At 62.7% G+C, this 21,165-nt stretch carries 14 protein-coding genes; 9 read left to right on the top strand and 5 right to left on the bottom strand.

From position 1 onward, the window contains the following. Nucleotides 1–24: 24 nt before the first annotated feature. The 5 genes from hutU to O7A70_RS13735 all read left to right on the top strand — a co-directional run bounded on the left by hutU (nucleotide 25) and on the right by O7A70_RS13735 (nucleotide 14,173). The gene (hutU, locus tag O7A70_RS13755) at nucleotides 25–1,698 is read left to right on the top strand and encodes a urocanate hydratase (RefSeq protein WP_337140788.1); all 1,674 of its coding nucleotides are present in this window, start codon (nucleotides 25–27) and stop codon (nucleotides 1,696–1,698) included. Between the two features lie 11 nt (nucleotides 1,699–1,709). After that, nucleotides 1,710–2,288 (top strand): HutD/Ves family protein, encoded by a 579-nt coding sequence (locus O7A70_RS13750; RefSeq protein ID WP_337140883.1) that lies wholly within the window; start codon nucleotides 1,710–1,712, stop codon nucleotides 2,286–2,288. Nucleotides 2,289–2,575: 287 nt separating this feature from the next. Beyond that, nucleotides 2,576–11,164: a GH36-type glycosyl hydrolase domain-containing protein gene (locus O7A70_RS13745; protein WP_337140787.1), complete on the top strand. Its 8,589-nt coding sequence runs from the start codon at nucleotides 2,576–2,578 to the stop codon at nucleotides 11,162–11,164. A 372-nt stretch (nucleotides 11,165–11,536) separates the two neighbouring features. Next, nucleotides 11,537–13,309, top strand: coding sequence for a glucan ABC transporter ATP-binding protein/ permease (locus O7A70_RS13740; RefSeq protein ID WP_140769070.1), 1,773 nt, complete (start codon nucleotides 11,537–11,539; stop codon nucleotides 13,307–13,309). A 102-nt stretch (nucleotides 13,310–13,411) separates the two neighbouring features. Next, entirely contained in the window at nucleotides 13,412–14,173 is a 762-nt protein-coding gene (locus O7A70_RS13735) for a heme ABC transporter permease (protein WP_337140786.1), read from the top strand. A gap of 4 nt (nucleotides 14,174–14,177) precedes the next feature. On the opposite strand, the gene O7A70_RS13730 is transcribed toward O7A70_RS13735, so the two are convergent. Continuing rightward, nucleotides 14,178–15,236, bottom strand: coding sequence for a D-TA family PLP-dependent enzyme (locus O7A70_RS13730; RefSeq protein WP_337140785.1), 1,059 nt, complete (start codon nucleotides 15,234–15,236; stop codon nucleotides 14,178–14,180). 186 nt (nucleotides 15,237–15,422) lie between these two features. Between O7A70_RS13730 and O7A70_RS13725 the strand changes: the two genes are divergently transcribed. Then, nucleotides 15,423–16,109, top strand: a complete 687-nt coding sequence (locus O7A70_RS13725) for a D-lyxose/D-mannose family sugar isomerase (protein ID WP_337140784.1) — start codon at nucleotides 15,423–15,425, stop codon at nucleotides 16,107–16,109. Between the two features lie 69 nt (nucleotides 16,110–16,178). Next, complete coding sequence (locus tag O7A70_RS13720; protein WP_337140783.1) at nucleotides 16,179–16,571, top strand: hypothetical protein; 393 nt, start codon at nucleotides 16,179–16,181, stop codon at nucleotides 16,569–16,571. A 40-nt stretch (nucleotides 16,572–16,611) separates the two neighbouring features. On the opposite strand, the gene O7A70_RS13715 is transcribed toward O7A70_RS13720, so the two are convergent. Then, nucleotides 16,612–17,241, bottom strand: a complete 630-nt coding sequence (locus O7A70_RS13715) for a hypothetical protein (protein WP_337140782.1) — start codon at nucleotides 17,239–17,241, stop codon at nucleotides 16,612–16,614. 72 nt (nucleotides 17,242–17,313) lie between these two features. After that, a complete protein-coding gene (locus O7A70_RS13710; RefSeq protein ID WP_337140781.1) occupies nucleotides 17,314–17,502 on the bottom strand; it encodes a hypothetical protein in 189 nt (62 codons plus the stop codon). Nucleotides 17,503–17,741: 239 nt separating this feature from the next. On the opposite strand from O7A70_RS13710, the gene O7A70_RS13705 reads away from it, so the two are divergent. Further along, nucleotides 17,742–19,130, top strand: coding sequence for a calcium-binding protein (locus tag O7A70_RS13705; protein WP_337140780.1), 1,389 nt, complete (start codon nucleotides 17,742–17,744; stop codon nucleotides 19,128–19,130). A gap of 618 nt (nucleotides 19,131–19,748) precedes the next feature. Here O7A70_RS13705 and O7A70_RS13700 read toward each other — a convergent pair. Both O7A70_RS13700 and O7A70_RS13695 read right to left on the bottom strand, forming a co-directional pair. Next, nucleotides 19,749–20,165: a hypothetical protein gene (locus tag O7A70_RS13700; protein ID WP_337140779.1), complete on the bottom strand. Its 417-nt coding sequence runs from the start codon at nucleotides 20,163–20,165 to the stop codon at nucleotides 19,749–19,751. Between the two features lie 100 nt (nucleotides 20,166–20,265). Beyond that, the gene (locus tag O7A70_RS13695; protein WP_337140778.1) at nucleotides 20,266–20,640 is read right to left on the bottom strand and encodes a hypothetical protein; all 375 of its coding nucleotides are present in this window, start codon (nucleotides 20,638–20,640) and stop codon (nucleotides 20,266–20,268) included. Between the two features lie 93 nt (nucleotides 20,641–20,733). On the opposite strand from O7A70_RS13695, the gene O7A70_RS13690 reads away from it, so the two are divergent. Further along, nucleotides 20,734–20,967: a helix-turn-helix domain-containing protein gene (locus O7A70_RS13690; protein ID WP_337140777.1), complete on the top strand. Its 234-nt coding sequence runs from the start codon at nucleotides 20,734–20,736 to the stop codon at nucleotides 20,965–20,967. Nucleotides 20,968–21,165 lie beyond the last annotated feature (198 nt).

Here is a 21,165-nt window from a genome sequence, read left to right as displayed (position 1 = left end):
GCGCCGCCTCATCCGAAAGGGACAATGATGACCGACCCCCGTCACAACATCCGCGAAGTGCGCAGCCCCCGCGGCGACAAGCTCAATGCCCGGTATTGGACGACTGAAGCGCCGCTGCGCATGCTGATGAACAATCTCGACCCTGATGTCGCCGAGAACCCCAATGAACTGGTCGTCTATGGCGGCATCGGCCGGGCGGCGCGTACCTGGAACGATTTCGATCAGATCGTTGCGTCGCTGAAGACGCTTGGCGAGGACGAGACGCTGCTGGTGCAGTCCGGCAAGCCGGTCGGCGTGTTCCGCACCCACCCCGATGCGCCGCGCGTGCTGATCGCCAACTCCAACCTGGTGCCGCACTGGGCGACCTGGGAGAAATTCAACGAGCTCGATAAGAAGGGCCTGATGATGTACGGCCAGATGACGGCCGGCTCCTGGATCTACATCGGCACGCAAGGCATCGTGCAGGGCACCTACGAGACCTTCGTCGAAGCCGGCCGCCAGCACTATGGTGGCAATCTCAAGGGAAAATGGATCCTGACCGGCGGCCTGGGCGGCATGGGCGGCGCCCAGCCATTGGCCGCCGTCATGGCCGGCGCCTGCTGCCTGGCGATCGAATGCAATCCGGATTCGATCGATTTCCGCTTGCGCACCCGCTATGTCGACGAGAAGGCCGAGACGCTCGACGAGGCCATGGAAATGATCGAGCGCTGGACCAAGGCCGGCGAGGCGAAGTCCGTCGGCCTGCTCGGCAACGCCGCCGAGATCGTGCCGGAAATGTTCCGTCGTGGTATCCGCCCCGATATGGTCACCGACCAGACCTCGGCGCACGACCCCATCAACGGCTATCTGCCGAAGGGCTGGACGATGGCCGAGTGGCGCGAAAAGCGCGTCAGCGACCCCCGGGCGGTCGAGAAGGCGGCGCGCGCCTCCATGCGCGAGCATGTCGAGGCGATGGTCGCGTTCTGGAACGCCGGCGTGCCGACACTCGACTATGGCAACAACATCCGCCAGGTCGCCAAGGACGAAGGGTTTGAAAACGCCTTTGCGTTCCCCGGCTTCGTGCCGGCCTACATCCGTCCGCTCTTCTGCCGCGGCATCGGCCCGTTCCGCTGGGCAGCACTCTCCGGCGATCCAGAGGATATCTACAAGACCGACGCCAAGGTGCGTGAACTCACCCCCGGCAACACCCATCTGCACAATTGGCTGGACATGGCCCGCGAGCGGATTTCCTTCCAGGGGTTGCCGGCGCGCATCTGCTGGGTTGGTCTTGGCGATCGCCACCGATTGGGCCTCGCCTTCAACGAAATGGTGGCCAAGGGCGAACTCAAGGCGCCGGTCGTCATCGGTCGCGATCACCTCGATTCGGGTTCGGTCGCTTCGCCGAACCGCGAGACGGAAGCGATGAAGGATGGTTCCGACGCCGTCTCCGACTGGCCGCTGCTCAATGCGCTGCTCAACACGGCTTCGGGCGCGACCTGGGTATCGCTGCACCATGGCGGCGGCGTCGGCATGGGCTTCTCCCAGCATGCCGGAATGGTCATCGTTGCTGACGGCACGCCGGACGCGGCAAGGCGGCTGGAGCGCGTTCTGTGGAACGATCCGGCGACCGGCGTCATGCGCCATGCCGACGCCGGCTATGACATCGCGATCGAATGCGCCAAGGAGCACCAGCTCAATCTGCCGGGCATTCTCGGATAGCGGCTGACGTGATGCGTGTCCTTCGTGCCACCGATTACCGCGTCATGCCGTGGAAGAACGGCGGCGGTACGACGACCGAGATCGCCGTCTCGCCCGATGGTGCCGGGCTCGACGATTTCGACTGGCGCGTCTCGATGGCCCGGGTCGAACGCGGCGGGCCGTTCTCGGGTTTTGCCGGCATCGACCGCACGCTGTCGGTGCTGGAAGGCGAGGGGATCGTGCTTGATGTCGCGGGCCGTCCGCCGGAGCGGGTGACGGCGGCTTCCCAGCCATTTTCCTTTCCAGCCGACCAGCCGACGAGTGCCGCGCTGATCGCCGGCCCGATCACCGATCTCAACGTCATGACCCGCCGCGGCCGCATGTTCCATTCGGTCGAGCGTCTGGCGATTTCGACGCCTGCGGAAATCCCGGCCGAGGCCGGTCCGACCCTCATCCTTTGTCACAGAGGCCATGCCATTTTCCCCGGCGCCGCGCCCATTCGTCTCGGACCGCTTGACACCCTGCTGCTTGGGCCGGACGCCTCTGTCTTGCGGGTTCAGCCCGCGCCGGATGCGACCCTTTTCGTGATCCGGATAATCGCTGCCGCCTGACGCGCTTCGCCCCAACGGTTACCGCCTGTTTCCAAACATGATCGCGACGCTGGCGAAATATAGCGTAAGCTGGCACTGGCATCACGAAAAAGCCCGAATCCTCTCCGTCGATCGATCCCGGCGGGAGCGAGAGGCGCTCGTCTTTGAATTGGTCGAAAGATGACGCTCCGTCGTGGTGCGGAAATAAACTTTCGGCTTAGGGTTGATGCAACCGATTGCATTCGAACCAGTTTTAGGGCCATTGCCGTGGCGGTGACGCCGCTGAGTGCCCGCTTACGGAATTTTCAATGAATATTCAGACGAACCTAGCCCAGATCGAGAAGACAAGCGCGAGCTTCCCAGTCATCACGGAAGAGCCGATAAGATCCACATTCCTGCCGGAGGAACGGCTCCGGCTGCTCGGCGAAAGCCTGGCCAAGGGCGATCTGACGGATCTGTTCGGCCTGATACCGTTCGACTTTCAAGCCCGTATCCGTGACAGCGCCAAGAAGATCCTCGAAGTCTACCGGTCTACCAATGCCGCGCAGGCGAGGGGCGAAACCATCACGCCGGCCGCGCAGTGGCTGCTCGACAACAACTATCTGATCGAGGAAACCATTTTCCAGGTCAAACGCGACCTGCCGCGCCGCTTTTACCGGCAATTGCCGACCCTGAAACTGCCCGATGGCGGCACCGTGCCGCGCGCATTGGCGCTGGCCTGGACTTATGTCGCGCATTCCGACAGTTCCGTCTCGGCGACCATGTTCAAGTCTATCGTCCAGGGTTTTCAGTCGGTCGAACCGTTGAAGATTGGTGAACTCTGGGCACTGCCGTCCCTTCTGCGTTTCGTGCTGATCGAGAACCTCCGTCGCCTGGCGGTAAGGGTCAATCGCACCCGCCAGATGCGCCAGATCGCCAATGACGTGGCCGACAAGGTGCTGGCGACCGACGACAATCCGGATCGGCAGGCGATCCTCGCCAATTTCAGCGCGCATGCGCAGGACACCACCTTTGCCACTCAGCTTCTCTATCGCCTGCGTGACGGATCGCAGAACGCCGGCAAGGCGCTGGAGTGGCTGGAAGGCGAACTCGAGAAGACCGGCTCGGATGCCGAGGAAATCATCATTTCCGAGCACCAGACGCTGTCCAGCGGCAATGTGACCACCGGCAACATCGTCCGCGGCCTGCGCCTCATCAACGACGTCGACTGGACGGTGTGGTTCGAAGGCGTCAGCCGCATCGATACCGTGCTGCGCGAGCGCACCGATTTTGCCGCGCTCGACTTCTTCTCGCGCGATCAATACCGCACCGCGATCGAGGAACTGGCTCGCCGCTCGAACCTTTCGGAGGACCGTGTAGCCGAAAAAGCCATTGAACTGGCCGGCCACGCCGTCGGTGAAACCGTCCCCGAGAGCGGTGAAGGAGCGGACGCCCAGGTTGCATCCGCTCATACCGATGTCGGTTTTTATGTCGTTGGCCCGCGCCGGCTGGAACTGGAAAAGGCGATCGGTTACCGGCCCACGATCAGCCAGACGGTCAAGCGGACCTTCGCCAAGACCGGCTGGCTGGGCATCGTCCTGCCCGTCTTCGCGCTGACCGTCCTGCTGCTTGTCCTGTCCGGCAACGCCCTTTCCAATCTCGGCCTGTCGGTGCCATCGATCGTGCTGATGCTGGCTCTGTTTGCCGTGCCGGCCAGCGAAGGCGCGCTCGCTTTCTTCAACACCGTGGTCTCGCTGTTCCTTAAGCCGACACGCCTTATCGGTTACGACTACAGGCACGGTGTGCCGCCCGAGGCGCGCACCCTGGTGGTCGTGCCGTCGCTGATCGGCTCGCGTGACGATGTCGAGGAAAACATCCGCAACATCGAAGTGCATTACCTTGCCAATCTGGCGGACGAGATCCATTTCGCGCTGCTTTCGGATTGGCCCGACAGCAAGATCGAGATAGATGCGGCGGATACCGAGATCCTCGACTTCGCCCGCGCCGAAATCGCCCGTCTCAACGCGCGCTATCCCTCCGACGGCGCGCCGCGCTTCTATATCCTGCACCGCCGCCGGCTCTACAATGCCGGTCAAGGGTGCTGGATGGGCTGGGAACGCAAGCGCGGCAAGCTGCACGAACTCGACCTCTTGCTGCGCGGCGACAGCGATACCACCTTCCTGCCGCTCGAAGTCCCGCTGCCGGAAAAGGTCGTCCATGTGATGACGCTCGACGCCGATACCCGCACCACCCGCGATGCGGTATCGAGCCTGGTCGGCAAGCTTTGCCATCCGCTCAACCGTCCGCATTTCGACGCCACGAGGCGCGTCGTGACCGCCGGTTACACCATACTGCAGCCGCGCATCACCGCTTCACTCACCAGCGGCGACGAAGCCTCGTTCTTCCAGCGCGTCTTCTCGGCCAATCGCGGCCTTGATCCATATGTCTTCGCTGTTTCGGACCTCTATCAGGACGTCTTCAGCGACGGATCCTTCACCGGCAAGGGCCTCTATCATGTCGATGCCTTCGAGGCCGCCTTGCAGGGCCGCATCGAGGAAAACACCATCCTCAGCCACGATCTGCTCGAAGGTGCCCTGGCGCGCGCCGCACTGGTCACCGACGTCGAACTGGTCGAGGATTACCCGACCCGCTACTCGGTCGATGCGTCGCGCCACCATCGCTGGGCGCGCGGCGACTGGCAGCTTTTGGGCTACATCTTTAACCCTCGTTCCGGCGTTCCGGCCTTGTCGCGCTGGAAGATGGTCGACAATCTGCGCCGCTCGCTGACGCCGATCTTTTGGGTGATGGCGGCGATCGCCGGCTGGACCTTGCTGCCGTTCACGCAGGCCGCGCAGTGGCAGGCCTTGCTGATCCTCAGCCTGTTCATGGCGCCGACCTTCGACGTGGTCAACGCCATCCTGCCCAAGAGCGGCGACCAGACGCCGCGCGGCCATTTCTCCGCGCTGGCGCGCGACGTCGCCTTCGGCACCGCCATGGTGGCGCTGAAGATCGTGCTGATGGCACATAACGCCTGGATGATGGGCGATGCCATTGTGCGCACGCTCTACCGGCTGTTCGTCAGCCGGCAGAACCTCCTGGAGTGGCGCACCGCCTCGCAGGCGCACAAGGCGGGCGACAACGATGTCGGCTCCTATTACGGCATGATGTATGGCGCCGTGATCATCGGCTTTGTCGGCCTCGCCATTCCGGTGCTGGCCGATTCCACCGGTGCCTTCGTCGCCTTCTTCTTTGCCTTGTTCTGGATCGGTTCGCCGGCGATCGCCAGCTGGATCAGCCGCTCCGCCGAAACCGAGGACCGGCTGCGCATATCGCAAGCCGACATCCACACGCTGCGCACCGTGGCGCGGCGCACCTGGCACTATTTCGAAACCTTCGTCACGGCAGAACATCACAATCTGCCTCCGGACAATTTCCAGGAAAGCCCGGCGCCCGTCGTGGCGCCGCGCACCTCGCCGACCAATATCGGCGTCTACCTGCTCTCGGTCGTTTCGGCGCGCGATTTCGGCTGGATCAGCCTTTCCGATGCCATCACCCGCATCGATGCAACCATGACGACCATCGAGAGCATGCCGCGCAGCCGCGGCCATCTCTTCAACTGGTACGACACCACGACGCTCAAGCCGCTTTATCCGCTCTATATCTCGGCTGTCGACAGCGGCAATCTCGCCGGTCACCTGGTGGCGGTGGCGGCGGCCTGCGCCGAATGGGCGGAAGCGCCTTCCGTCCACCTGCAGGGCGATTTCGAAGGCATTCTCGACACGGTGACCATCTTGAGCGAAAGCCTCGATGAACTGCCCGACGACCGCCGTCAGTTGCGCCCGTTGCGCCAACGGCTTGTCGATCGCCTCGACGGCATGCGGCGTGCCGTCGACACGATTAAGGCCCAGCCGGAAATGGCTTCGATCCGCACCATCAATCTGGCGGTGCTGGCCGGCGAAATCCGCAAGCTCGCCACCGCCATTCACACTGAGGCCGCATCACCGCAGAGTGACGTCATCGTCGACTGGGCGGCAAGGCTCGAAGCCACCTGCGAGGCGCACGTCCACGACGCCCACAGCGACGAAAACGCTGTCGAGGCTCTGCGTGCCAAGCTGCTCACCTTGCGCGAGCGCACCCGTCGTTTCGCCTTCGAGATGGAATTCGCCTTCCTGATGCGGCCGGAGCGCAAGCTTTTGTCGATCGGCTACCGGGTCGAGGAACATCAGCTCGACGAAAGCTGCTACGATCTTCTGGCTTCCGAGGCGCGGCTGACCAGCCTGTTTGCCATCGCCAAGGGCGATCTGCCAACCGAACACTGGTTCAGGCTCGGCCGTCCCATCGTCGAGATCGGCTTCCAGGGCGCGCTGATGTCGTGGTCTGGCTCGATGTTCGAGTACCTGATGCCGCCGCTGGTGATGAAGGAGCCGCAAGGCTCCATCCTCAACCAGACCAGCAAGCTGATCATCAAGCGCCAGATGCAGTACGGTCGCCAGAAGAACGTGCCGTGGGGCATCTCGGAAGCGGCCTACAACGCCCGCGACCGCGAACTGACCTATCAGTACACCAATTTCGGCGTGCCGGGGCTTGGGCTCAAGCGCGGCCTTGGCCAGAACACGGTAATCGCGCCTTACGCGACTATCATGGCGGCGCAGTTCAACCCGCGCGAAGCGGTGCAGAATCTGGCCCGGCTGCGCGAAATCGGCGCGCTTGGCCGTCATGGTTATTATGATGCGGTCGACTTCACGCCGCAGCGCGTGCCGGAAGGAACCAACCAAGCGGTCGTGTTGAACTACTATGCCCACCATTCGGGCATGTCGATCGCCGCCGTCGCCGACGCCATCTTCGAAGGTCGCCTGCGCGATCGCTTCCACAGCGATCCGGTCATTGAATCGGCCGAACTGCTGCTGCAGGAGAGGGCGCCGCGCGATATTCCGACCGCCACCGTCCGCACCGAGGCCGACGAGCGCTCCAAGGACGAGACCGAAACCGAGAGCCCCGATACCCGCATCGTGCTCGATCCCGTGCGTGCGCTGCGTTCGACCAATGTAATGTCGAACGGCCGCTATTCGGTGATGGTGACCGCGACCGGCTCCGGCTACAGCCGCTGGGGCGATCTTTCCGTCACCCGCTGGCAGCCCGACCCCGTCGAGGACCGGCTTGGCTCCTACATCTTCCTGCGCGACGCTGCCACCGGCGACTGGTGGTCGGCGACATCGGAGCCCAGACGCGCCGCCGAGGAAAAGACGCAGACCTTGTTTTCCGACGACAAGGCGAGCTTTGTCAAAACCGCCGGCACGCTGCGCTCCGAGGTGGAATGCATCGTCGTTTCCGAGGGCAATGGCGAGGGCCGCCGGATCACGCTCTACAATGAGAGCACATCCGACCGTCACATCGAAGTGACGTCCTTTGCCGAGCTGGTGCTGGGTTCGGAGGCTTCCGACAACGCGCATCCGGCTTTCTCGAAGATGTTCGTGGAAACCGAGATCGCCGCCAACAATGGCGCGATCTTCGCCACGCGCCGCAAGCGCGAAACCAGCGAGCCCGATGTCACCCTGGTGCATTTCGTCACAGATCCGTCGGGACCGGCGCGTGATGCCGAGGCGGAGACCGACAGGCGCGCCTTCATCGGCCGTGGCCGCACCATCGTCGATGCCGCCGCTTTCGATCCAGGCGCCAGGCTGGGTGGCCATTCCGGCTTCACGCTCGATCCCATCGCCTCGCTGCGCCGTCAGGTGCGCGTGCCCGCCAACAAGAAGGTATCGCTGACCTTCTGGACCGTCGTCGGGGCCAACCGCGCCGAGCTGGATGAGGCCATAAGCCGGCTCGACCATCAGGAGAGCTTTGCTCGCCAGGCCATGCTTGCCTGGACGCGCAGCCAGGTGCAGACCCGCCATATGGGCCTCAGCCTGACCGATGCGGCCAATGTGCAGAAACTGGCGCGCTATCTGATCTATCCCGACCCGTTCCTGCGGCTGCCGGCCGAGTCCGTTGCTTCCGGATTGGGCAAGCAGTCGAGCCTGTGGCCGACAAGCATTTCGGGCGATTACCCGATCTTCCTGGTCAGGATCGGCGACGTTGCCGATCTGGAGATCGTTGCCCAGGCGTTGCGCTTCCAGGAATATATGCGCACCCGCGGCATGATGATCGACTTCGTCGTCGTCAACGAGCAGGCTTCCTCCTATGTCCAGGATCTGCAGCGCGCGGTCGAAACGCTTTGCGAAAACAGCCGCTTGCGTGGCAAGGAACTCGGACCCCGCCAGCACATTTTCGCGGTGCGCCGCGACCTGATGGAGGAAACCACCTATAAGACGCTGCTCGCCGTCGCCCGGGTTGTGCTGCATACGCGCAATGGCACCATTTTCGACCAGATCGAACGGGCCGAGGCGGCCGCACTGCAGGCGCGCGATGGCCTGCAGCCGGCAGGGTTGCCAAGCCCGCGCGAAATTCCGGCGCCCGCACCGCAGATGCATGCATTTGCCTCGCAGGCGGGGGCCGATCTCAGTGCCGATGGCTCCGGCCTCAGCCAGTGGAACGGTTTTGGCGGCTTCGACGGCGACGGGCGGCACTATGTGGTGCGCCTGACTGGCGGGCGCACCACGCCGCAGCCCTGGATCAACGTCGTCTCCAACGCCTCGTTCGGCTTCCACACCTCGGCCGAAGGTGCTGCCTTCACCTGGAGCCGCAACAGCCGCGACTACCAGTTGACGCCATGGTCGAACGACCCGGTGTCCAACCGGCCGGGCGAGGGCGTCTATATTTACGACCAGGCCAGCGGCAAGGCGTTCTCGCCGATCGCGGCGGTGGTGCGCGATCCCTCGATGACCTACGAAGCCTGGCATGGCCAGGGCTTCTCGACCTTCCGCTCGAAGCGCGGACCGTTGTCGATGGACCTGACCCATGTCGTCGATCCCATCGATCCGGTGAAGATCACGCGGCTGCGCATCCAGAATTCCGGCCCGGTACCGGCCCGGCTGCGCGTTTACGCCTATGCCGAATGGGTGCTTGGCGGGCATCGGTCGCGCACCGCGGCAACTATAGTGCCGTCCCGCGACGGTGCCACCGGCGCGCTGCTGGCGCAAAATCCCTACGGGCTCGATTTCAGCGAGCGGGTGGCCTTCCTCGCCGCCGACACCGGCGTCCACTCGGTGACATCAGACCGGGCCGAGTTCCTCGGCCGGCACGGGTCCAGCGAGTTGCCGCAGGCGGTGCTGAGCGGCGCGGCCCTCTCAGGCCGCGTCGAGGCAGGAGATGATCCTTGCGCGGCGATCGCCCGCGACATCGAGATTCAGGCTGGCGGCGACGTCACGCTCATCTGGCTGCTTGGCGATGCCGAGTCTTCGGCGCAGGCGAGCGCGCTGGTGCAGAAGCACCGGGGCAAGGATTTCGACCAGCGCCTGGCCGACAATGAGCGCGAATGGCGCGCCTTCCTCGACACCATCCAGGTCGAGACGCCCGACAAGGCGCTCGATGCCATGGTCAATCACTGGCTGCCTTATCAGAGCCTTGCCTGCCGCATCCGCGCCCGCTCGGCTTTCTATCAGGCAAGCGGCGCCTTCGGCTTCCGCGACCAGTTGCAGGACACACTCGCCTTGCTGGCGCATGATCCCACGCTGGCGCGCGACCAGATCCTCAACGCCGCGCGGCGGCAGTTCCCGGAAGGCGACGTGCAGCATTGGTGGTTGCCGCGCACCGGCGCCGGCGTGCGTACCCTGATCTCCGACGACGTGGTGTGGCTCGCCCACGCCACGGCCCGCTATCTCTTGGTGACCGGCGACGCCACCATCCTGAAGGAACAACTGCCTTTCCTCGACGGACAGGTGCTGGGCGAAGGCGAGCACGACGCCTTTTTCACCCCGGAAATCTCGAAGAAGACGGTGTCGCTGTACGACCACTGCGCGCGTGCGCTCGACCTCGCCATCAAGCGCAGCAGTCCAGCCGGCCTGCCGTTGATTCTCGGCGGCGACTGGAACGACGGCATGAACCGTGTCGGCGAGGACGGCAAGGGCGAGAGCGTGTGGCTGGGCTGGTTCCTGCTGAAGACGCTGGGCGACTTCGCCGCGGTCGCCAGGACCGAGGGCGACACCAAGCGCGCACAGGCCTGGACAAAGCATGCCGACGCGCTGAAGCGAGCGCTCGAAAGCACGGCATGGGATGGCGAATGGTACCGGCGCGGCAGTTTCGATGACGGCACGCCTTTGGGGTCGCGTACATCGCAAGAGTGCAAGATCGACTCCATCGCCCAGTCCTGGAGCGTGCTTTCGGGCGAGGGCGACCCGGCGCGGTCGACCACCGCGATGCAGCAGGCGACGAAGCTGCTCGTCGACGATCATCTCAAGATCGTCAAACTGTTCACTCCACCCTTCTCGAAGACGCAGAAGGATCCCGGCTACATCAAGAGCTATCCGCCTGGCGTGCGCGAGAATGGCGGCCAGTACACCCATGCCGCCACCTGGTTCGTCATTGCGCTCGCCGAGATGGGGCAGACCGATGAAGCCTATCGCTGCTTCTCGATGCTGAACCCGGTCAACCACGCGCTCGACGAGGCGTCGACCGAGCACTACCGCGTCGAACCCTATGTAGTGGCGGCCGATATCTATGCCGGGGACGACAAGGGTGGGCGCGGCGGCTGGACCTGGTACACCGGCTCGGCGGGCTGGCTCTACCGGGCGGCGGTCGAAGGCATCCTGGGCATCGAACGGCGCGGCAAGCAGATCACATTCCGGCCGAAGCTGCCCAGCCACTGGGATGGCTACCAGGCTTCGCTCAAGATGCTGGGCGCCGACATCAAGGTCCAGGTCGTTCGCGACAAAAAGGCCAAGACGATCTCGCTCGAAGTCAATGGATCGAAGACAAAAGCGGCGTCCTTTGAACCCAAAGCCGGCGACCAGACCGAGGTCGTGGTCAAGATACCAGCGTAAAATCAGCAGTTTATGTCAGAAGCGCGCGCGTCCTCCGGGACGCGCGCCGCCGCGTCCTGTTTACTTGCGCGCGATCTGTGGGGCGTCCGCCAAAGACGCGCGAAACCGACCGTGCAAGCTCGCGGTGATTAAAAATGTGGCAGTGCTCCGCTGCTGCCACGATTTTGCCGCAAGGCTGACATTTCACCTTTTATCTCAAACCGTTAGGTGATCACGTCAGATTTCGTATCGTCGTCATCTTTTGTTCGCTAAACGGGAACGGAAGCGATAGACGGGCATTGTTTTGCGACGCATCAACCGTTAGGTGTTACGAAATGGTGCAGTGCACAATATTGGTATTGGGCACAATAGAAAGTTGGCGGAGTAGCTAAAGTGTCACTTCTGCAGATCTATTGGAGAGCGCTGGGATATCTGGCTGCCGACAAGAAGCGCGTCGCGCTGATCTGTGCGGCCAACGTCGCGCTTGCAGCCATCGCGATCCTTGAGCCGATCCTTTTAGGCCGGGTGATCGGCGCTATTTCCGAAAAAGGTCCGGTGTTTTCGACGCTCGCGGTTTGGGCAGCTCTCGGTCTCTTCAATGTCATGGCCTTCGTGCTGGTGGCGCGTGGCGCCGATCGCTTCGCCCATGCCCGTCGTTCGGAAGTGTTGTGCCAGTCCTTCGAGCGCGTAATCACCATGCCGCTCGCCTGGCATCACCAGCGCGGCACTTCCAATTCGCTGCACACGCTGCTACGCGCCGTTGAAACCCTTTTCAGCTTGTGGCTCGAATTCATGCGCGTGCATCTTTCGACGGCCATCGCGCTGGTGCTGCTGGTGCCGACCGCGCTTGCGATGGACGTCCGCATGTCCATTGTGCTGCTTGGCCTTGGCGTCCTTTACGTGGGCATCGGCCGTATCGTCATGCGCCGCACCAAGGCAGGGCAGACCGCCGTCGAGCGTCACTATCATACCGTGTTTGCCCATGTGACCGACAGCGTCAGCAATGTCGCCGTGCTGCAGAGCTACAACCGCATCGGCCATGAGACCGCGGCGTTGAAGCGTTACGTCAAGGGCCTGCTCGACGCGCAGAATCCTGTGCTCGACTGGTGGGCGATTGCCAATGCGCTGAACCGCCTGTCCTCGACCATTTCGATGATGATCGTGCTGTCGATCGGCGCATATCTCGTCACCCGTGGCCAGCTCCGCGTCGGCGACGTGGTGGCCTTCACCGGCTTTGCCGGAATGCTGATCGCCCGTCTCGACCAGATGTCGGCCTTCACCACTCAGATTTCGGAAGCCCGCGCCAAGCTTGAGGATTTCTACAAGCTCGAGGACTCGGCCGCCGATACCGCCGAGCCGGATGGCCTGCGCGACCTTGCCAACGTCACCGGCCATGTCCGTTTCGAGGATGTCAGCTTCGAGTTCGCCAATTCGGGCCAGGGCGTCAGCGATGTGTCCTTCGAGGTCCAGGCAGGCCAGACCGTCGCCATCGTCGGCCCGACGGGTGCGGGAAAGACCACGCTCATCAATTTGCTGCAGCGCGTCTTCTCGCCGTCCAGCGGCCGTATCCTGATCGACGGCATCGATACCCGCACGGTGACCCGCAAGTCGCTGCGCCATTCGATCGCCACCGTGTTCCAGGATGCCGGGCTTCTCAACCGCTCGATCGAGGACAACATCCGGGTCGGCCGTGCCGACGCGACCAACGAAGAAATCCATGCCGCCGCCACCGCGGCCGCGGCGCAGGACTTCATCCTGGCCAAGAGCAACGGCTACGACACGGTGGTCGGCGAACGTGGCGGCCAGCTGTCTGGCGGTGAGCGCCAGCGCATCGCCATCGCCCGTGCCGTGCTGAAGGATGCTCCGATCCTGGTGCTCGACGAAGCGACCAGCGCGCTCGACGTCGAGACCGAGGACCGCGTCAAGGAAGCGATCGACGAATTGCGCCGCGACCGCACCACCTTCATCATCGCCCACCGCCTGACCACCGTTCGCGATGCCGATCTGGTCGTGTTCATGGACAAAGGCAAGGTGGTGGAGATGGGTGGCTTCGCCGAACTGTCGCTGCGCAACGGCCGCTTCGCCAGCCTGCTGCGCGCCGGCGGCCTGCTCAACGACGAGGAAGTCCGCCGCCTGAGCCGCTCCGTACAGGGTGAGGCCGCCTGAGCCGGTTCTTCCTTCCCCCACAAGAGGGAAGGAAGACGCTTCTACGCCTGCGACACCACCGCTCGATTGCCCCAAACGCATCGGCGGTCTATGTAAAGTCGCATGAGTGACACCACCTCACGCCTGAGCGGCTGGGCCGATCTTGCCAATCCGACGCGGTTCGTCGGGATGGCCGACAAGCTTGTACCGTGGTTGGCGGCGCTCGCCGCGCTCGTCCTCGCCGTCGGCCTCTATATGAGCTTCACCGCGCCCGAGGATTTCCAGCAAGGCATCACCGTTCGCATCATGTACATCCATGTGCCTTTCGCCTGGCTCGCCATGATGTGCTACACGCTGATGGCGCTGTCTGCCCTCGGCACGCTGGTCTGGCGCCATCCGCTAGCCGATGTCGCGCTCAAATCAGCGGCCCCCATCGGTGCGGTCTTCACCGCGCTGGCGCTGATCACGGGTTCGATCTGGGGCAAGCCGATGTGGGGCACCTGGTGGGTCTGGGATGCAAGGCTGACCTCGGTGTTCGTGCTGTTCCTGATGTATCTCGGCATCATCGCGCTGACCCGTGCGCTGGATGATGCCAGCCGCGCCGCCTGGGCCGCCGCCATCATCACGCTGGTCGGCTTCATCAACATCCCGATCATCAAATTCTCGGTCGACTGGTGGAACACGCTGCACCAGCCGGCTTCCGTGTTCAGGCTCGGCGGCCCGACCATCGATCCCAGCCTGCTCTGGCCGCTGCTTGTGATGGCCGTCGGCTTCACCGCGCTCTTCTTCATGCTGCATCTGATGGCCATGCGCACCGAAATCCGGCGCCGCCGCGTCATTGCCATGCGGCGGGTGGCGGCGCGGCAGGCGGAGCGTCCGGCCTAGAAATTCACCCCATCAATCCGCGTGCCGCCACGGGCAGCGTTTCCAGCACCTTCTCACCGTCGATCAGATTGACCTCGTTGAACAGGTTGGTGACGACGCAGCAATGGTCCGGCACCACGCGCACGCGTTCGCCAATGCGCAGCTTGCCATCGCCCGACAGCGTGACCGTACCGTGCTCCTCGCTCAGGCCCGTCACCAGCGCTCCCGGCACGCCCATCAACTCTCCGAAATCCTTTAGCCCCAGCGTGTCGCTGGACAAGGCCTTGCTGCCGGCATCGAGAATGGCGCGCGTCGCTGTTGGATGGCTGACCACGGTTGCGAGCACCGTCAGCGCGCAATCGTTTATTGTGCCGACGCCTTTGGCGACCTGGTAACGGTCGAGATAGATATAGGTGCCGGGCCGGTATTCGGTGACGACGGAGGCATCGGCGGAACGCCACATGTCAGGCGTGCCGCCGCTGGAGATGCGTTCGCAAGCGAGACCCGAGGCGGCCAGCGCCTGTTTGGCGTCGGCAAGCCAGGCTTCGGCCTCCACGGCCCGGCCGGCGGCCGGATAGGTCATCAGTCCGCCGAAGGCGAGGCCGCCTGCGTTATCGATCACCCTCGCCAGCGCAACCGCTTCATTGGCCGTCTGCACGCCGCAGCGTCCGATGCCGGTGTCGCATTCGACCAATACCGAGAGCGGGTGCCCGGCATCGATGAAGGTGGCGGCGAGCCCTTCCAGCGTCTGCGCGCTGTCAGCCGTCACCGACAGCGTCACGCGACCATGCAGCGCCTTCAGCCGTTCGAGCTTGGCGCGCCCAAGGATGTTGTAGGGGAGAAAGATATCCGTCAGCCCGGCATCGGCCATCACCTCGGCCTCGCCGATCTTCTGGCAAGTGATGCCGACGGCGCCAGCCGCCATCTGCTTCTTCGCCCAATAAGGCAGCTTGTGCGTCTTGATGTGCGGCCTGAGTTTCAGTCCGTTCTTGTCGGCGTGGGCTTGCGCTCTGGCGATGTTGGCTTCGGCGCGTGCGGCGTCGATGAGGATCGACGGCGTATCGAGATCATGGATGGTCGGCATCGGCTATCTCTGTGAAAATTCGCAAGGTTTATGAGCCTGAAAGCACGCGATGTCACGCGGCCAGCGGGCCGGATCAGTGGGCCATGGTCGGGAACGCGCAAGGCTCGAATAAGCAGAATGGATCGACACCGCACCGGCGTTCGGCTATGCGATCTATCGGAAAAACCGACACCAGGGGTCATGGTCATGAAACGCTCCGCAATCAACGATATCATCCGCGAAGCCGACGCTTTCATCCGCTCGTTCGGCTACATCATGCCGCCCTTCGCCTACTGGTCGCCGGAAGAGATGAAGGCGCGCCAGGTCGATTCCTCGGCCATCTTCACCTCACGGCTCGGCTGGGACATCACCGACTACGGCCAGGGCAAGTTCGACGATCTCGGCCTGTTTCTGTTCACCGTTCGCAACGGTCGCTATGAGGACATGAAGAAGGGCATGGGCATGCTCTATGCCGAGAAGATCATGATCTCGCGCAAGGAGCAGATGTCGCCGATGCACCGCCACAACATCAAGGCCGAGGACATCATCAACCGCGGCGGCGGCAACCTGGTGCTCGAACTGTTCATGCATGACCGCGATGGCGGCATCGACCCCAAGGCCGAGGTGTCGGTGCCGGTCGACGGAACCATCCACAGGCTGCCGGCGGGCGGGCTGTTGAAGCTCGATCCGGGCCAGAGCGTCACGCTTTTGCCCGGCGTCTGGCACGCCTTCTGGGCCGAGGGCAAGGATGTCCTGATCGGCGAGGTATCGACCGTCAATGACGATCGCACCGACAATGTCTTCCGCGAGCCGATCGGCCGTTTCGCCGATATCGAGGAAGACACGCAGCCACTGCACTTGCTGGTGGCCGACTATGACAAATGGCTGGGCTGAAGGCATCCGCCCTTAGCGCCAATTCGCCCCCAGATTTGCGGGCCAGTAACCAAGTCCGAGGAGTAAGTCTTGAAATCAGTTCTGGTTGCCATTGCCGCCTTGGCGGCCCTCAGCTTGCCGGCCCAGGCGGCCGGCTTCGATAACATTGTCCTTTCCGCGACGAAGGACGGGGCAACGCCTCAGAGCAGCTTCCCTGTCGACACACCGGTGATTTATGTGTCGGCCGATTTGGTGGATATCGCGCCCACATCGAAAATCACATTCTCCTGGGTCTCGGTCGATTCCCACGGCGCCGCACCGGAAAACTATACTATCGACAAGGTCGACCTCGACGTCGGAGCGAACAACGAGGCTGATTCACAACTCACCAAACCCACGGCGGGATGGCCGGAGGGCACCTATCGTGTTGATTTGGCCATCGATGGAACGGTTGCGGAATCGGTGCCCTTCAGCATTCCATGATCGCAAATTTAACCGCCCGGGAAGCTCGGCCGGCGCCCTGTTAGTCGCTTTCGGGTGGCGCTTCTTTTTGCCAGCCGGCTAGCTCCCGCAGGTCGTCAAGCCAACTTTTCTCGGTCATCGAGGCATCGCTGGCCTGCGGTGCCGCCTCCGTGGCGTTTTGAATCAGCCAGTCCATCCACTTTCGATAGGCAACCGGGTCCAGTTGGGGCGGCAGCACCTTGGCCTTGAGCAGCATCCTCTTGCGGAAACTGGTTTGCCTGCGCAGTTTGGTCGTCGTGAATTTGATTGCCCTGCCTTGGTATTCAACCATCCACCGGTCGCCCCCATGGCTGACAAGCCTGTCTACGGCGAACCCGGCATCGACCGGTCTATCGCGCCAAGGAAGCTCGATAGCGTTCTTCCTCAGATCGATAGCCCATCGCCTGTAATTGGCCCCGGTACGCTGAGACGGCAGCACGCCGGCCTGTTCGAGCATCTTCCTTCGGAACGTAGGCTGCTTCTTGAACTGGCCGGTCGTCAGCTCGATTCGATGTCCACGAAATTCGACGTGCCACCGGACCCTCCCGTTGCCGACATACTTCACCAACCTGTCGATGAAGAACTCGCCATCGGCCAGCATCATGCAGCCTTGGCTGATGCTTTCGCGGATGAACTCGGTGTCAGTGACCATCAGGCGGCCTTATGCAAGAATGGCAGGCCCACATGCGATCGGTGGAGGGCAAGATCGCCGCGCTTCTGGCCTTTAGGTCCGGTTGGCGTGGGCGCGTTGCTCCTGTGCCTTCTTACAGATGTCATCCAATTTTTCGCGGACCCGGTCGTTATCAAACAGCAGCTTGGCGCGTGAGAATCCTCTGCTACGAAGCTCCCATTCAATGGCAAGCCATCCTTCATAGTCGCCAGACGCCGCAAGCTTCCCGGCTTCGCGCCACATATGCGCGTCACGCTCTCGGGACACACCTTTCTCCCGTGCTAATGCGCCAAGCATATAGGCATATAGGACGTCGGGCCCCGCTGAAATCGCTACGCGACAGCTTTTTTTGCGAGGGACGTCCTATATTTTTACATTTTGTGATTTGCACGATATGGTTAACGGGGCTCTGGTAGGTGCAGGCCTTTCTGGCTTCAGGCGTTTGGGCAGAAAAAAGGGCGGGGTGTGAAAGGTGGCCGAACATGGCCAGTACGAACACCATTGTCTTGACCGACGACTATGGCTACCGCCAATACAAGGCATCCAACCTGCCCGCCGACACCACAATCGATGCCACCAGCGCCTCGTGGATCGTTGCCAATCAGGGAAGCCCCACCAACCTCTATCCCTTCGCGGTCGTCAACCCCGGTGACAACCTCGTGGCTTTGGGCGGCACGATCAACGGCACGGTGTCCCAAACCGGCGACTGGGAGAACATCTACGTTAACTCCGCCGCGGTCCGTGTGAATTCAGCCCACAGCTTTGTCATCGACGACTTTACGATCACCCAGCCCTGGGATGGCATCCGCGTCGGCGGCACCGGCACCTTTCTTATCGAGGATAGCTATGTCGGCAACTCACGAGACGACGCGGTCGAGGACGACGACGTCATCGGCGGCACCATCCGGGATTCGCTGTTCGACCACGTGTTTTCCGGAGTGAGCCTTGGCGACGGTGAGGTGAATGGGTCTGGCAACTCGGTCGTCATGGATGGCATGCTTCTGGGCATGGGAGAGTACCTTCGCAAAGGCGTGATCACCCACGGTTCGCCATTCAAACTCGCCGACGGCACAGGCGCCAACGATATCTCGCCCAGCCTGCACTTTGTCGACTGCGTGGTGGCGATCACCGACGTTCACCACAACGGCCAGGGGCGGCTGCAGCACGCCTGGGATAAGACGGTCGAGTCGCACGGCAATTACTATCTCAACCTCTCCGACACGCCGCTGCCGGCGGATTATCCAAAGCCGCCCGCCGGCTGGACGGTCCTTCAGGGCCAGGCCGCCCGCGACTATTGGGACCACGCCAAGGCAGCCTGGCACGCAGCCCATGACGGGACCGACCCGATACTGACCCCGCCGACCGACCCAACACCGCCACCTCCGACCGACCCAACACCGCCACCTCCGACCGACCCGACCCACGGAACGGCGGGGAACGATACATTTGTAGGCACTGGCGCGGCCAATACCTATGATGGCCAGGCTGGCAACGATACACTGCGGGGCCTGGGTGGCAACGACGTGCTGACCGGTGGCAGGGGCGAGGACACCTTCGTGTTTGACACGGCCTATGGCCCCGGCAACGTCGACACAATCACCGACTTCGACGCGGAACATGACGCGCTTTATCTCGACAGTGCCGTCTTCACCAAGCTCGGCCCCGGTTCCTTGTCCAGCCCGACACAGGTGAACTCGTCGTATTTCGAGTTGCAAGAACACGCCGCCCACAGCAACGATTACCTGCTCTACGACCGGGCCACGGGCGTTCTGTCCTATGATCCCGACGGCTCGAAATCGACCCCGCAGGTGGAAATTGCCCATCTGGAGCCCGGGGCGGCCCTGACCTATCACGACGTGTTCGTCGTTTGATCGCTCCTGCGATCGCACCGATAGTGGTGTCGCCGCCATCGGCCCGAAACTGGTGATGGCACCGCTGATTGCAAGGGCCGGCGCGTGTGCGTCTGCCGCGATCAAGTGGCCGACGTTTATGGGCAAGGTGAAGAATCATCCATGGACGACGGCGTTTGGCTCCTGGACTGGGTCGCGAAGCCAGCCGACTGTTCGTCCGGCAGCCTCCTAACGAGAAGCTCCTACATCTGGTGCTGCGAATGGGATCGCGGCGAAGTCTGTGCCGCCTTCAGGCAACCGTTTGATTGACTTGCGGAAACGGCGGCTGCAGCAGCAGAAGAAGCTCGTGGCAACAAGTTATCCGCAGGGCATCCAGTTTGGCTGGGGAACCTGGATTCGAACCAGGACTAACGGAGTCAGAGTCCGTGGGCTTAAGCGACATAATATTTGATTTAAGACAGCAATATCAACGCGTTGCGCTGCCAGTCGGCGCTTAGGCGGCTCGCCACATGTTGCAACTGACTACCATTGATTTCCAACGGTTTTCACTGGCTAGCGGCAACTCCGTGCGACATGGACGCGACATAGAAAAGGCCCGGAAGCCGAAGCCGCCGGGCCTTACCGTGAACCGGTTTCCGGTTAATCGTGTGGAGGCCCTTCCGGCATGTCGCCGGCATCCTGCTCCCCGTCGTCAAGCGCCCAGCCGGCGGATCTCGTCATGGCGTGATCTTGGTTCGTGGCCACCGTCCAGCCAAGCGACGGCTCGCCCGTGCAGTCCTCGTTCATGCCGTCCTGATCGCCGAAGCCGCTGTCTTCCTGCTCTGAGTCCTCGTTCCAATCGCCTCCTTTGGCCCAGCCGTGCGTAGCGGAGGCGTCTAGCTCATCGCCGCTAGGCTCCAGGTCGCAATCCGCTTCCATCACGTCGAGCGCGGTGATCAAGGCCATCGACTGGTCGAGAAGCTCATTGACGCGCGCCTGGATTGCCTTCCGCCATGCACGAGGATCTAGGCCGTCAGGGATGCCGTACGGCTTCAGTGTTCCGACTGGCGCGTTCATGACTGCACCGGCACTAGCAGGTGAAGCATCTGGATGAATGCGCGCCGCTTTTCCGGGGAGAGACGGCGCACGAGCCACAGAATTTCCATTTCACTCGCGTTCATGCTGCCTTCTCCCGCCGGGACAGGCTCGAAATGAAACCCCGGATCGTCGCGTCGTCGGCACCGTCCTTTTGCATCTGCACGACGCGTTCCAGGATGTCGATGAACATTGCCCGGTGGCGTTCGGCCTCCTCAGGCGGGAGCGTGTCCAACAGCGCTTCGATCCTCGCCAGCCGTGGGCTACGACGCCTCGGCTTATCGGCGAGCATCGTTACGGCCCGTGTCATTGGCGCTGTAGCAGCGCCTCCCAGAGCCGGCAGAGAGGCTATTGCGCCAATGAGCATGGCGCGGCGGGAAAACCGCCCGGTGATGATCTGCATTCCCTCGACAGCAGGCATAGCTTCGCCGGCAGCCGGAACATGGGTGTTCGGCATGGTAGTTGCTCCTTGAGCGGTGATGTTGTAACGTCATGCAAATTAAATGACTTCCGCGACAAGTCAATACAATTTGAATGAAGTTGGAGCAGAATGACCGTAACCGCAGGACAATTGAGGGCTGCAAGGGGCCTCATAGGATGGTCGCAACAGGACCTTGCTGAGAAAGCCGAGGTCGGTCGCGCGACAATCGCAGACTTCGAAGCTGGAAAGCGAGCGCCCTACGCCACGACACTGGGACGCCTACAAGAGACGCTGATCGCGGCAGGCGTCGAGTTCATTCCAGAGAATGGTGGCGGCGCTGGCGTAAGGCTGCGAAAGGCGTAGCTTGCGCGCGCGCGATAGTTGCGCAAGTATTCAGCCGGGCATGACTTGGGGAGATGGGGAATGCAGCGCTTCCTATGCACAGTAGCGACGCTGGCTGTATTTTGCGGCGTCGCAGCAGCCGCGGACCGATCATGCGAAATGCTCGCATTGGGGTCGATCAGCGCTGGCAATTGCCAAGAGGGAGATATTGCAAAGATA

This window comes from Mesorhizobium sp. Cs1299R1N1, from assembly GCF_037179655.1.
Classification (GTDB): domain Bacteria; phylum Pseudomonadota; class Alphaproteobacteria; order Rhizobiales; family Rhizobiaceae; genus Mesorhizobium; species Mesorhizobium salmacidum.
This window is presented reverse-complemented; position numbering and strand designations above follow the sequence as displayed.

Excerpts from the sequence above, each read along its gene's own strand:
- hutU (WP_337140788.1), top strand. The coding sequence starts at position 25 with ATGATGACCGACCCCCGTCACAACATCCGCGAAGTGCGCAGCCCCCGC.
- O7A70_RS13750 (WP_337140883.1), top strand. The coding sequence starts at position 1,710 with ATGCGTGTCCTTCGTGCCACCGATTACCGCGTCATGCCGTGGAAGAAC.
- O7A70_RS13745 (WP_337140787.1), top strand. The coding sequence starts at position 2,576 with ATGAATATTCAGACGAACCTAGCCCAGATCGAGAAGACAAGCGCGAGC.
- O7A70_RS13735 (WP_337140786.1), top strand. The coding sequence starts at position 13,412 with ATGAGTGACACCACCTCACGCCTGAGCGGCTGGGCCGATCTTGCCAAT.
- O7A70_RS13730 (WP_337140785.1), bottom strand. The coding sequence starts at position 15,236 with ATGCCGACCATCCATGATCTCGATACGCCGTCGATCCTCATCGACGCC.
- O7A70_RS13725 (WP_337140784.1), top strand. The coding sequence starts at position 15,423 with ATGAAACGCTCCGCAATCAACGATATCATCCGCGAAGCCGACGCTTTC.
- O7A70_RS13715 (WP_337140782.1), bottom strand. The coding sequence starts at position 17,241 with ATGGTCACTGACACCGAGTTCATCCGCGAAAGCATCAGCCAAGGCTGC.
- O7A70_RS13710 (WP_337140781.1), bottom strand. The coding sequence starts at position 17,502 with ATGTGGCGCGAAGCCGGGAAGCTTGCGGCGTCTGGCGACTATGAAGGA.
- O7A70_RS13705 (WP_337140780.1), top strand. The coding sequence starts at position 17,742 with ATGGCCAGTACGAACACCATTGTCTTGACCGACGACTATGGCTACCGC.
- O7A70_RS13700 (WP_337140779.1), bottom strand. The coding sequence starts at position 20,165 with ATGAACGCGCCAGTCGGAACACTGAAGCCGTACGGCATCCCTGACGGC.
- O7A70_RS13695 (WP_337140778.1), bottom strand. The coding sequence starts at position 20,640 with ATGCCGAACACCCATGTTCCGGCTGCCGGCGAAGCTATGCCTGCTGTC.
- O7A70_RS13690 (WP_337140777.1), top strand. The coding sequence starts at position 20,734 with ATGACCGTAACCGCAGGACAATTGAGGGCTGCAAGGGGCCTCATAGGA.